This window comes from Pseudomonas sp. LA5 (genome assembly GCF_028640825.1).
GTDB classification, from domain to species: Bacteria; Pseudomonadota; Gammaproteobacteria; order Pseudomonadales; family Pseudomonadaceae; genus Chryseomonas; species Chryseomonas aestiva.
In genome coordinates this window covers 278,171-290,635 of sequence record NZ_JAQYZY010000024.1, presented here as the reverse complement: position 1 = coordinate 290,635, position 12,465 = coordinate 278,171, and the positions used below count along the sequence as shown (strand labels likewise).

General features: G+C 66.6%; 8 protein-coding genes. 1 reads left to right on the top strand and 7 read right to left on the bottom strand.

Annotated features, from left to right (window positions below; all coding sequences use genetic code 11):
* The first annotated feature begins 73 nt into the window (after positions 1-73).
* A complete protein-coding gene (locus PVZ72_RS06150) occupies positions 74-976 on the top strand; it encodes a LysR family transcriptional regulator (RefSeq protein WP_273861453.1) in 903 nt (300 codons plus the stop codon).
* Between the two features lie 211 nt (positions 977-1,187).
* Here the strand turns inward: PVZ72_RS06150 and PVZ72_RS06145 are convergent, their stop codons facing one another.
* The 7 genes from PVZ72_RS06145 to PVZ72_RS06115 all read right to left on the bottom strand — a co-directional run bounded on the left by PVZ72_RS06145 (position 1,188) and on the right by PVZ72_RS06115 (position 12,344).
* A complete protein-coding gene (locus PVZ72_RS06145; RefSeq protein WP_273861452.1) occupies positions 1,188-2,006 on the bottom strand; it encodes an HAD family hydrolase in 819 nt (272 codons plus the stop codon).
* The gene (zwf, locus tag PVZ72_RS06140) at positions 1,988-3,544 is read right to left on the bottom strand and encodes a glucose-6-phosphate dehydrogenase (RefSeq protein ID WP_273861451.1); all 1,557 of its coding nucleotides are present in this window, start codon (positions 3,542-3,544) and stop codon (positions 1,988-1,990) included. Before zwf ends, PVZ72_RS06145 begins: the two co-directional genes overlap by 19 nt.
* A gap of 83 nt (positions 3,545-3,627) precedes the next feature.
* Positions 3,628-4,605 carry a phosphogluconate dehydrogenase (NAD(+)-dependent, decarboxylating) gene (gene gnd, locus PVZ72_RS06135; protein ID WP_273807662.1) on the bottom strand — a complete coding sequence of 326 codons (978 nt, stop codon included), beginning with the start codon at positions 4,603-4,605 and terminating at the stop codon, positions 3,628-3,630.
* Between the two features lie 18 nt (positions 4,606-4,623).
* A complete protein-coding gene (locus PVZ72_RS06130) occupies positions 4,624-7,443 on the bottom strand; it encodes a bifunctional transaldolase/phosoglucose isomerase (protein ID WP_273861450.1) in 2,820 nt (939 codons plus the stop codon).
* Positions 7,440-9,524 carry a transketolase gene (tkt, locus tag PVZ72_RS06125; protein WP_273861449.1) on the bottom strand — a complete coding sequence of 695 codons (2,085 nt, stop codon included), beginning with the start codon at positions 9,522-9,524 and terminating at the stop codon, positions 7,440-7,442. The genes PVZ72_RS06130 and tkt overlap by 4 nt, the downstream gene beginning before the upstream one ends.
* 241 nt (positions 9,525-9,765) lie before the next feature.
* Positions 9,766-11,148, bottom strand: coding sequence for a sigma-54-dependent transcriptional regulator (locus tag PVZ72_RS06120; RefSeq protein WP_273861448.1), 1,383 nt, complete (start codon positions 11,146-11,148; stop codon positions 9,766-9,768).
* Positions 11,145-12,344 carry a sensor histidine kinase gene (locus tag PVZ72_RS06115; RefSeq protein WP_273861447.1) on the bottom strand — a complete coding sequence of 400 codons (1,200 nt, stop codon included), beginning with the start codon at positions 12,342-12,344 and terminating at the stop codon, positions 11,145-11,147. Before PVZ72_RS06115 ends, PVZ72_RS06120 begins: the two co-directional genes overlap by 4 nt.
* Positions 12,345-12,465: the final 121 nt, after the last annotated feature.

Here is a 12,465-nt window from a genome sequence, read left to right as displayed (position 1 = left end):
CACCACCTTAGCGAAGGCTCATTGTCGTGATAATTCCCCCGCTCCTGACTGCCATGGTTAGCCAGACTCACCAATGCACACCGATCTGAATCTGCTCAAGGTCTTCGTCGTGGTGGCCACGGCGGAGAATTTCCGAGTGGCGGCTGATCGCCTGGGCGTCAGCCGCTCCGCGGTCAGCCAGGCCATCCGCCGCCTGGAAGACGAACTGGGCAGCTCGCTGGTGCAGCGCACCACCCGCAGCGTGCGCCTGACCGAGGCTGGCGAACGCCTGCAGCGGCAGATTGCCGGACCCCTGGCCGGTCTGCTCGGCGCCCTGGAAGACGCCAGTCACGCCGGCCCGCCGCGCGGATTGTTGCGGGTCGCGGCCACCTCCATCGCCGAGCGCTTTCTCGATGGGCCGCTGCTGGCCAGCTTCGTCGAGGCCTATCCGGAGGTGACCCTGGACATCACCGTCACCGACGAGGAATTCGATATCGTCGCGCGTGGTTTCGATGCCGGCGTACGGCTGGGCGAGGTGATCGAGCAGGACATGATTGCCATTCCGGTGACCGGACCGCAGCGCGAAGTGGCGGTGGCGACCCCGGGCTATTTCGCCCGTCATGGCCGACCCCGGCACCCGCGCGAACTGGCGGGCCACCGTTGCATCGGCTGGCGCCCGGCCCCGGAGGTGGCGCCCTGGCGCTGGGAATTCAGCGAGAACGGTCGCGCCTTCGATGTGGCCGTCGCGCCGCGGATCACCACCAACGACATGCTGCTGATGGTGCGCGCCGCCCTGGCCGGAGGCGGCATCACCTTTGGCATGGAGGACACCTTCCGCCCCTATCTGGCGGGGGGTGAACTGGAGCGGGTGCTGGAAGACTATCTGCCGCCCTTTCCTGGCTTCTACCTCTACTATCCGAACCGCCACAACCTGGCGCCCAAGCTGCGGGCGCTGGTGGAGCATGTGCGGGGGTATCGGGAGGAGAAGGCGGGGTAGCGCGGGTTGGGGCGGCCCTCACCCCGGCCCTCTCCCGGAGGGAGAGGGAGCGCCCGCCTGACCCCGCGTAGGGTGGAAAACGGCGCAGCCTTTTCCACCTGGTGCGAAGGCAGGCCCTGTTGGGCTTCGGCGGTGGAACCGCCTCAAACCAACCTAGGCATCCTGTAGGTTGGGCTGAGGGCAAGCGAAGCCCAACATCGACCGACCGATATCAGCTTTCCAGAATCCACCGATCGATGGCCTGGGCCAGGCCATCTTCCTGGTTACTGGCCGTTATCCGGTCAGCCGCTTCCCGTACCCCTGCGCCGGCCTGGCCCATGGCGATGGCCAGGCCAGCCTGGCGGAACATGGGCACGTCATTGCTGCCATCGCCGATAGCCGCCGTGCGCGCCACCGGTACGCCCGCGGCCTGGGCCAGTTCGATCAGGGCATCGCCCTTGTTGGCCTTGGGATGGGTGATGTCGAGGTAATAGAGCTGGGAGCGCAGCACCGTGGCGCCCTCCCCCAGCCGCTCGCCCAACTCGCCTTCCAGGGCTTCGAGGCCGGCATGATCGCTACCGGCGGCGACGATCTTGTCGACCCGATCCAGATAGGGTTCGAAGGATTTCACCACAGTCGGCCCATATCCCAGCGCCCGAGTTTCACGCGGAACGTAGGCACCCTGTCCATCGCGCGTCAGCCAGAGGTCATCGGCGAACAGCCAGACCTCGAAGGCTTCATTGTCCAGCCGCTCCAGCACCTGGCGCGTCACCGGCTCCGCCAGGCGATGGGCGCGGATCAGGGTACCGTCCGCCTCCACCAGATTGCCGCCGTTGAAACCGGCCACCGCCTGATGAATGCCCAGTTGCCGTACCAGCGGCAGCAGCGCCCGCGGCGGGCGGCTGCTGACCAGGGTAATGGCCTTGCCGGCCGCCTGCAGCCGTTTGACGGCGGCGATCACCGCCTCGCTCAGGCTCTTGTCGTCACGCACCAGGGTGCCGTCGATATCCGACACCAGCAGGTCGATGGGGGTCAGGTCAGCGGATGCCATGAGCGGCCGTCCTTCTGCAGGAGTTCATCGGCACCGGCGGGACCGGCACTGCCCGCGGCGTAGCTTTCCACCGCGCCACCCTGTTGCCAGGCGTCGAGGAAGGGTTGCACGGCGCGCCAGCCGTTCTCGATGTTGTCAGCGCGCTGGAACAGGGTCTGGTCGCCGATCAGGGAATCGTAGATCAGGGTTTCATAGCCGGTGGAGGGCTGCATCTCGAAGAAGTCGCTGTAGGCGAAGCCCATGCGGATGTTTTCCAGCTCCACCAGCGGTCCCGGGCGCTTGGCATGGAAGTCGAACCACATGCCTTCGTCGGGCTGGATCTGGATGATCAGGTAATTGGGCCGCATCCGATCGATCTTGGTATCGCGGAACTGGGCGTAGGGCGCGTGCTTGAAGCAGATGGCGATCTCGGTATCGCGCGCGGTCAGGCGCTTGCCGGTACGCAGGTAGAAGGGCACCCCGGCCCAGCGCCAGTTGTCGACGAACAGCTTGAGCGCCACATAGGTCTCGGTCTGACTTTGCGGATCGACCCGCTCTTCCTCGCGATAGCCTTTGACGGGCTTGTCGTTCATCGTCCCGGCGGCGTACTGGCCACGCACCGAATTGGCCAGGGCCTCTTCGGTGGTCTGAGGGCGGATGGCGCCGACCACCTTGGCCTTCTCGTCACGCACCGAGGTGGCATTGAAGGACGCCGGCGGCTCCATGGCGACCATGGCCAGCAGCTGGAACAGGTGGTTGGGCACCATGTCCCTCAGGGTGCCGGTCTTCTCGTAGAAATCGCCCCGCGACTCCACGCCCACGGTCTCGGCCGCCGTGATCTGCACATGGTCGATGTAGTGGTTGTTCCAGAACGACTCGAACAGCGCGTTGGAGAACCGGCTGACCAGAATGTTCTGCACCGTCTCCTTGCCCAGGTAGTGGTCGATCCGATAGATCTGCTTTTCGTCCATGTTCGCCAGCAGGCGCTGGTTGAGCGCCTGGGCACTGGCCAGGTCGGCGCCGAAGGGCTTTTCCACCACCAGTCGGCGGTAGGCGTCTTCGCGTTCTTCCAGCAGCCCGGCCTTGCCCAGGCGCTCGGCGACGTCGCCAAAGAAGCGCGCGGCGGTAGCCAGGTAGAAGACGGCATTGTCGGTGTCGGCCTGGGCGATGCGCTCGCCCACCGCCTGATAGGTGGCGTCTTCGAGGAAGTCACCCTGCAGATAGCGGATGCGCCCGCGCAACTGGCCCCAGAGATCGGCATCCAGCGCCTCGTCCCGGGACTTGCCCTTGGCTTCGGCCTGGTCGCGGATGAAGGCTTCCAGCCGGTCGGCGAAACCTTCGTCAGTGTTGGGATTGTGGTCGACGCCGATGATCTGGGTGCGGTCGTCGAGCAGGCCGTCACGCAGCAGGTTGTACAGCGAGGGGATCAGCAGTCGCTTGACCAGATCGCCATTGGCGCCGAACAGAAAGAGCGTGGCGGGCGGCGCGGTGGGCGCCTTGGTGCAGGAGCGGCGCTCCTGGGCGGCGGTGCTGGGGGTAACGGCAGGAGAATCGGTCATGACAGGGCCTTATCCACGAGGGCGGCTGATGCCGTCCCCCGGGACGCGGCCCGTGGCCGCTCCACAGGGGAACGGCCAGGGTTTTATTGCGGGATTTCGACGTGGCCGCCAAAGCCGAAGCGCATGGCCGACAGCAGCTTGTCGGCGTAGGTGGCTTGCTGGCGAGAACGGAAGCGCGCATAGAGGGCAGCGGACAGGACGTTGACCGGCACCGCCTCCTCGATGGCCGCCTCGATGGTCCAGCGGCCTTCGCCGCTGTCGGCCACCGAACCGGAGAACTTCTCCAGCTCGACGTCGCCGGCCAGGGCCTGGGCGGTCAGGTCCAGCAGCCAGGAGGACACCACGCTGCCACGGCGCCAGACTTCGGCGATGTCGGCCAGGTCCAGGTCGAAACGCTCGTCTTCCGGCAGCTTGTCGCTGTTCTTCATCTTGAGGATGTCGAAGCCCTCGGCGTAGGCCTGCATCAGGCCGTACTCGATGCCATTGTGCACCATCTTGACGAAGTGACCCGAACCGGCCGGACCGGTGAAGATGAAGCCACGCTCGGCACGCTCGTCCGGGGCGTTGCGACCACGGGTCCGTTCGATGCTGCCGTAGCCGGGAGCCAGGGCCTCGAAGATGGGCTCCAGGCGTTCGACCGCCTCGGACTTGCCGCCGATCATCATGCAGTAGCCGCGCTCCAGGCCCCAGACGCCACCGGAGGTACCGACGTCGACATAGTCGATGCCCTTCTCGGCCAGGGTCTTGGCGCGACGGATGTCGTCCTTGTAGTAGGTGTTGCCGCCATCGATAATGACGTCACCGGGAGCCAGGCGGTCGGCCAGCTCGGCGATGGTCTGTTCGGTCGGCGCGCCCGCCGGCAGCATGACCCAGATGGCCCGCGGCTGTGCCAGGGCGGCGATGACGCCATCCAGGCTATCGGCGGTGATGGCGCCTTCCTTGCCGAGGCCGGCCACGGTTTCGGCACTGCGGTCATAGACCGCGACTTCATGCCCATGCTTCATCAAACGCCGTGCGATGTTGCCGCCCATGCGGCCCAGTCCGATGATTCCCAATTGCATGCTGATGACTCCTTGAGGTCAGGCGACCGCCGCCTCGACCAGTTCGACGATTTGTTGCAGGCCGGCGTCGATGTCGCCGCCCTTGATATGCACGCGCAGATAGCGCCGTCCCCGTTCGGCCAGCACCTCGAGGTCGCCTTTGGCCTGGGCGGCCTCGACGACACCAAAGCTCAGACTCCGCCCTGGAATCTGCAGGTCGTTCTGGGCATCGGCGGTAATCTGAATGAACACACCCGAGTTGGGACCGCCCTTGTAGGCCTGTCCGGTGGAGTGCAGGAAACGGGGGCCGAAGCCGCCGACGGTCGCTACGCGCTTGCTGTCGCGAATGCTATCACGCATGGCGCCCAAGGCCTCCTCGTGCACGGCATTGCGCTCGAGATAGGCCAGCACGGCGAGATAGTCGCCGGGCTGCAGGCGTGCCAGATGCGCCTTGATCGCCGCGCGGGCGGTATCCTGCCCCTGCAGGTCGGCATCGCCGAACAGTGTCAGCGTGCCCTCCTCCAGCAGCGGCTCATCACCGGCCAGACGACCCTCGCGCTCGTAGCCATCGGTAAGGGCACGGGTCTTGATCTTGCTGGCTTCCACATCCGGCTGGTCGAAGGGATTGATACCGATGACGGCACCGGCCACTTCGGTGGCCACCTCCCAGCGGAAGAATTCCTGGCCGATCAATTCGGCGCGCGCCAGACGGATATCCACCACCGGATGCCCCGCGGCGGCCAGGGCCTGCAGGCGACTGTCGCGCTCGGCGTCTTCCTCGCCGGCCAGCACCAGGCTGACGAACACCCGGTCCCTGCCGTAGACGCCTGGCTCGCCGAGGGGCTCCAGGTCCACCGGGATGATGCCCTTGCCCTGCTTGCCGGTGCTCTCGGCGAGCAGCTGCTCCAGCCAGGCGCCCAGACTGGCGACACCCGGTGAGGCGATCAAGGTGACCTTGTCGCGTCCGGCACGCACCCCCTCGCCCAGGACCACGCCCAGGCGAATGCCGGGATTGATGGCAGGGGGCGCACTGGGGCTGCAGGCCAGTACCATGGGCTGGGTCACCTGGAAGAAGTCGGCCACCGAATGGCCAAGCAGCGCCAGGGGCACCATGCCGAACACCGACAGCACCGAGTAGCGCCCGCCGATATGGGGATCGCCCTGGAAGATGGCGCGGTAGCCTTTGGCCGTGGCACTGGCTTCAAGCTTGGAACCCGGATCGGTGATGGCGACGAAGCGCCGCCGCACCTCTTCCGCCCCCAGCGCCTGCTCGACGGCCTTGTGGAAGTAGGCCCGCAGGATTTCCGGCTCCAGGGTCGAGCCGGATTTGCTCGATACCAGGAACAGCGTCTTGCGCAGGTCCAACTGTTCTTCCAACGCGGCGATTTGCGCCGGGTCGGTGGAATCCAGCACCTTGAGGGTGAGTCCGCCCGTGGCGGTACCCAGGGTATTGGCCAGCACTTCCGGGCCCAGGCTCGAACCACCCATGCCCAGTAGCACCACGGTATCCAGGCCTTCCTTGCGAACGGCCTCGGTCAAGACCCCGAGGGCAACCGGATCGGCCTGACGCCCCTGGGCCGCGGCCAGCCAGCCGACCCACTGGTCTTCGTCACGACCGGTCCAGAGCGAGGCGTCGCCCTGCCAGAGCCGGCGCGACCAGCCTTCACGCCGCGCCTCGTCCAGGCGGGCCTCGACGGCTTCATTCAGATCGTCTGGCAGTCGATAGTCCGCGGCATTCAGACGCTCGCCAAGAAATTCGAGGCGCTTCTGCCCAACCGCGCCCAACAGGGCATCAGCGGCATCTTCGAATTGCCGGGCGCCATCCTTGACCAGCCGCTTGGCCACGCCATCGAGATCCAGCCCGAAACGGACCGTCGCATCCACCACCCGCTGCGCGGCGTCGATAGCGGTGCTCAGCATGGGGGCTGCCGTGCCATGGTCGCGGAAGGCGTCCATGGTCTTGGGCGGCATGGTGTTGACGGTGTCCGGGCCGATCAGTTGATCGACATACAGGGTATCGGGATAGGCGGGATCCTTGGACCCGGTGGAGGCCCACAGCAGACGCTGCGGATGAGCTCCCTTAACTGCCAGCACCTTCCAGCGTGGCGACTGGATGAGACGCAGGTAATCCTGATAGGCCAGCTTGGCGTTGGCGATGGCGACCTTGCCGCGCAGCTCGGTCAGTTCGCCGTCGTTACCCTTGCGCTCGTCGATCAGCTTGTCCAGCACGCCGTCGACCCGGCTGATGAAGAAGCTGGCGACACTGGCGAGCCGACTGATGTCCTTGCCCTGATGCAGCCGGGCTTCCAGACCCGCGATATAGGCCTCCGCCACGGCCATGTAGGCATTGCGATCGAACAGCAGGGTCACGTTGACGTTGATCCCCTCCTCGATCAGCTTGCGGATGGCCACCGCCCCTTCGGGCGTGCCGGGCACCTTGACCATGAGGTTGGGCCGATTCACCGCCTGCCAGAGGCGGCGCGCCTCGTCCAGGGTGGCACGGGTATCCAGCGCCAGATAGGGCGAAACTTCCAGGCTCACATAACCATCGCGTCCTTCAAGCCGGTCATAGACCGGCCGCAGGATGTCGGCCGCCTGCTGGATGTCCTCGATGGCCAGATGCTCGTAGACATCCACCGGCTCGGCATCGGCCCGTTCCAGGAAGGCCTTGAGGCTGGCATCGTAGTCGCTGCCGTGGCCCATGGCCTTCTCGAAGATCGAGGGGTTGGAGGTGACGCCCGTCAGGCCGTCACGCTCGATCAGCTTTTGCAGCTCACCCTTGGCGAGGAACTCGCGGCTGACGAAGTCGAGCCAGACCGCCTGGCCCTGCTCCGTCAGCTGCTTGAGTGGATTGCTCATGTGGCGCTCCCTTTGCGTTGCGCCTGTTCCTTGGCCAGCTTGACCACGTTTTCCACGGTGTAGCCGTATTTCGCCTGCAGCTTGCCGATGGGCGCGGAGGCACCAAAGGTGCTCATGGTCACCGAGGCACCCTTGCGACCGATGTAGCGCTCCCAACCCAGGGGACCGGCCTGTTCGATGGCAACGCGGCCCAGGACCTCGTCCGGCAGCACCGACTGCTTGTAGGCCTCGTCCTGCTCCTCGAACAGCTCCCAGCAGGGCATGGAGACGACTCGTGCCTTCACCCCTTCGCCCTGGAGCTGCTCATAGGCCTGCATCGCCAGGCCCAGTTCGCTGCCGGTGGCCATGAGGATCACCTGGGGCTTGCCGCCTTCGGCATCGGCCACCACATAGGCACCCTGGGCGACGCCCTCGGCGCTGGCGTACTTGGCGCGATCCAGGGTCGGCAGCGGTTGCCGCGACAGCACCATGCAGGAGGGTCGATTGGTCTGCTGCAGCGCGATCTTCCAGGCTTGCACCGTTTCATTGGCATCGCCCGGACGCAGGGTCAGCAGACCCGGGGTGGCGCGCAGCTGCGCCAGGTGCTCGATGGGCTGGTGGGTCGGGCCATCTTCGCCGACGCCGATGGAGTCGTGGGTGAAGACGAATACCACCGGCAATTCCATGATGGACGCCAGGCGGATCGGCGGCTTCATGTAGTCGCTGAACACCAGGAAGGTGGCAGTGAAGCTGCGCAGGTAGCAGAGCGCCATGCCGTTGGCGATGGAGCCCATGGCGTGCTCGCGGATGCCGAAGTGCATGTTGCGCCCCGACGGCTCACGGGCGGAGAAGCTGCCCGCGCCATCGAACTTGAGATTGGTCTTGGTGGACGGCGCCAGATCCGCCGCCCCGCCCACCAACCAGGGAATGTTCTGGGCAAAGGCATTGAGCGCCTTGCCACCGGACTCGCGGGACGCCACACCCTTGGCATCGGTATCGAAGCTGGGCAGCTTGGCGTCCCACCCTTCCGGCATCTCACCGGCGCGCATGCGCTGGAGTTCATCGGCGCGGGTCGGATCGTCCTGACGCAGGCGATCGAAGGCACGGTTCCAGTCTTCGTAAAGACCGCTGGCACGTTCCAGCAGGGCGTCGCGCAGGTGGTGACGGGCGTCGTCGGGCACCAGGAAGTCGGCATCCTCGGGCCAGCCATAGGCCTTCTTCGCCAGCTTGATCTCGTCCGCACCCAGGGGCTCGCCGTGGGCTGCCGCGGTGTTCTGCTTGTTGGGTGCGCCGTAGCCGATGAGGCTGTCGACCACGATCAGGGTCGGTTTGCCGGTGTTGCCCTTGAAGCGATGCAGGGCGGCGGCCAGTGCTTCGGCGTCATTGGCATCCTTGACGTGCAGGGTATGCCAGCCATAGCCGCGGAAGCGCTCGGCCACGTCCTCGCTAAAGGCTAGCTCGGTGTGGCCTTCGATGCTGATGGTGTTGTTATCGTAAATCCAGCAGAGGTTGTCCAGCCCCAGGTGACCGGCCATGGAGGCCGCCTCGCCGGTGACGCCTTCCATCATGTCGCCATCGCCGCAGAGCACATAGACGTCATAGTCGAACAGGGTCACGCCCGGCTGGTTGAAACGGGCGGCCAGCCACTTCTGCGCCAGCGCCATGCCGACGCTGTTGCCGCAGCCCTGCCCCAGCGGACCGGTGGTGGTCTCGATGCCGGTGGTCATGCGGTACTCGGGATGACCCGGGGTCTTGGAATCCAGCTGGCGGAATTGCTTGATGTCGTCGAGGCTGACCGCTTCCTTGCCGGTGGCGGTGCCGTGCTCGTCGATTTCCTTGACGCCCGCCAGGTGCAGCAGCGAATAGAGCAGCATGGAGGCATGGCCGACCGACAGCACGAAGCGGTCGCGGTTGGGCCAGTCCGGATGCTCGGGGTGATAGCGGAGGAAGCGGCTCCACAGCGTGTGGCCGACCGGGGCCAGGGCCATCGGCGTACCAGGGTGGCCGGAGTTGGCCTTCTGCACCGCGTCCATGGACAGGGTACGGATGGTATTGATGACGAGCTGGTCGGCGTTGGAGCTGGAAGGTGCGGTGGAACCCATGGCAAGCGTCCTCGTGCTGGCAGGCGCGCCACCCGCGGCGAAAACGGCAAACACCGTCCGTGAAACCGTTTTCAGCAAAGGCGGCGCCTAAGAGAAGAAAGCAAAGCGGCCGGACAGGGTCCGGGGCGGCGGGGGCATGCATCCTCTGCGACCCCACGCCGCAGTCGCGATCCTTTCTCTAGAACAGCACGCCAGAGGGTTGGTTCCGCACGGGTAGATAGCCGGCTATCGACTTGCGCGCTCAGTAGCCGGCGGCGAGGGCCAGCTCGACATCCAGGCCGGCGTCGCGCATCTGCGCCAGCTTGTACCTGAGGGTACGGGCGCTGATGCCGAGGCGCTCGGCGGTCTCCTTGCGGCGGCCGCGTTCGGCCTTCAGGGTATCGAGAATCACCTGGAATTCCCGATCGCGCAGATCGGCGTCCAGCGGACGTATGTCATCGCCAATGCCTGTCGCTGGCACAGGCGCGGCGGCAGGCGTCGGGGATACCCCGGTCGGCAACCAGTGCAGCCCGAAGTCCTCGGCCTGGATCTGCTGGCCCGGTTGCAGGATCAGCGCCCGCTGCACGGCGTTGTCCAGCTCGCGCACATTGCCCGGCCAGGGGTGCTCGGCCAGGGCCTGGCGCGCGGCAGGGCTCAGGACCGGTACCGAACGATTCATCCGCGCGGCCTGGACCGCCAGCAGTCGTTCGGCCAGGGGCACGATATCGGCCGGTCGCTGGCGCAGCGGCAGCCAGGCCAGCGGAAACACCGACAGGCGATAAAAGAGGTCTTCGCGGAAGCGCCCGGCGGCCACCTCCTCCGCCAGCTTGCGGTTGCTGGTGGCCACCACGCGGATGTCCAGCGCCAGCGGCTTGCGCGCGCCGACCCGCTCCACCTCGCGCTCCTGCAAGACGCGTAACAGCTTGGCCTGCAGGCCCAGCGGCATCTCGGAAATCTCGTCCAGCAGCAGGGTACCGCCCTGGGCCAGTTCGAACTTGCCCGGCTGGGCGGCGATGGCCCCGGTGAAGGCGCCCTTCTCGTGCCCGAAGAGGATGGCCTCGAGCAGGTGATCGGGAATGGCCGCGCAATTGACCGCCACGAAGGGACCATCCGCCCGCGCCGATTGATCGTGGATGAAGCGCGCCAGCACCTCCTTGCCGGCGCCCGACTCACCGGTGATGAGCACCGTGGCCTCGCTCCGGGCCACCCGGCTGGCCAGCTCCAGCAGTTGTCGACTCTGGGGATCGGCCGCCACCGGCTGGCGAGCATCGGACAGGCGCCGTCCCTGTGGGCAGCAGCGCGCCAGGGTCTCCAGCAACAGGCGCGGCTCGAAGGGCTTGACCAGATAATCCGCCGCCCCACCGCGCATGGCTTCGACGGCGCGTTCGATGCTGCCGAAGGCGGTCATCAGCAGCACCGGCAGCGCCGGATCGCGCAGTCGGATACTGGCCAGCAATTGATGCCCGTCGATACCTGGCATGTTGACGTCGCTGATCACCAGGCCGAAGGGTTCCTCGGCCAGCGCCAGCAGCGCCGCCTCGCCGCTGTCCACGGCGCGATAGCGATAGCCACCGAGCTCCAGGGTGTCCGCCAGGGCTTCGCGCAGGGCACGGTCGTCTTCCACCAGCAGAATGGGCAGGGTCATGCCGGGATCTCCTCGCTCGCCAGCAGCGGCAGGATGAAGGTCACCAGCGTGCCGCGCCCCACCCGGGAGCGCACGTTCAGCCGCCCGCCATGGGCCTTGGCCATCGCCAGGGCGACCGGCAGGCCGAGACCGGTGCCGGTGGTCTTGGTGCTGAGAAAGGGTTCGCCCAGCCGTTGCTGGACCGCCTGCGGAATGCCGGGACCGCTGTCGCTGATCGCCAGGCACAACTCCCCGTCACGACGATGGAGATGCACCTTGAGTCGTCCCGGGCGGCCACTGCCGGCCATGGCCTGCAAGGCGTTGTGAATGAGGTTCAAGGCGGCGCCTACCAGCATGTCGCGGTTGCAGGTGAGCAGCCCAGCCTGGACATCGAGTTGCCAGCGCACGGGGCAGTCGCCGAGATGCGGGTTCGCGGCCTCGCGCAGGGCAGTGAACAACGCGGCCGGCGTCAGCCGATCCGCCAGCGGCAATTCGCCCCGGGCGAACACCAGCATGTCGCGGACCTGGTTTTCCAGTTCGTGCAGCCGTTCCTTGAGGCGGCCGGCGAAACGCTGCTGTTGCGCCAGCGCCAGACCGCCCTCCTCCAGATGGCTGGCATAGAGCAGCGCCGCGGTCAGCGGGGTCCGGATCTGATGCGCCAGCGAGGCCATGGTCCGCCCCAGTGCCGAGAGTCGTTCATGTCGTGCCAATTCGCCCTGCAGATGACGGGTTTCGGTGAGGTCGTTGAGCAGCACCAGTTGCCCCGGTTCGCCATCCAGGGAGCGGATGGCGATGGACAGGCGTCGCCCGTCGCGCAGGGACACTTCGTGGCCATCGTCATGGCGCGGCGCAAAGGCCCGCGCGATCACCGTACGCCACAGCTCACCGGCCAAGGGTTCGCCGAGCAGGGCCTCCGCCACCGGGTTGGCGTCGCGCACGCGCCCGGCGCCATCCACCACCACGATACCGGCGGGCAGCACATCGAGCAGATTCTGCAGCCGGCTGGCCAGGCGCTCCTTTTCCGCCAGCTCCTGCAGACGCTGGGCGGACACCCACTCCAGTTCGCCCTGCAGCGAATTCATCCGGGCTTCGAGCAACTGGAAGGATTCGCTCAGCTGACGCGACATCTGCCCCAAGGCTTCGCGGGCCTGTGCCGAGGCGGAGGCCTCCACGGCAGCGTCGACGGAGACGGTGGAAGAAAGGGCTTGCGCAGGCATCGGCTGGGGCTCGCGACGGACAATTGACATTAGCCGGGCTGGAGCAAGACCCATGCCGCCCTGGCGTCAAATCGCCGTAGCGTGGAAAACGGCGCTGCCTTTTCCACCCACTTGCAGCGCT

Coding starts and splice junctions, on each gene's coding strand:
- PVZ72_RS06130 (WP_273861450.1), bottom strand. CDS start 7,443: ATGAGCAATCCACTCAAGCAGCTGACGGAGCAGGGCCAGGCGGTCTGG.
- PVZ72_RS06120 (WP_273861448.1), bottom strand. CDS start 11,148: ATGACCCTGCCCATTCTGCTGGTGGAAGACGACCGTGCCCTGCGCGAA.
- gnd (WP_273807662.1), bottom strand. CDS start 4,605: ATGCAATTGGGAATCATCGGACTGGGCCGCATGGGCGGCAACATCGCA.
- tkt (WP_273861449.1), bottom strand. CDS start 9,524: ATGGGTTCCACCGCACCTTCCAGCTCCAACGCCGACCAGCTCGTCATC.
- PVZ72_RS06145 (WP_273861452.1), bottom strand. CDS start 2,006: ATGGCATCCGCTGACCTGACCCCCATCGACCTGCTGGTGTCGGATATC.
- PVZ72_RS06115 (WP_273861447.1), bottom strand. CDS start 12,344: ATGCCTGCGCAAGCCCTTTCTTCCACCGTCTCCGTCGACGCTGCCGTG.
- zwf (WP_273861451.1), bottom strand. CDS start 3,544: ATGACCGATTCTCCTGCCGTTACCCCCAGCACCGCCGCCCAGGAGCGC.
- PVZ72_RS06150 (WP_273861453.1), top strand. CDS start 74: ATGCACACCGATCTGAATCTGCTCAAGGTCTTCGTCGTGGTGGCCACG.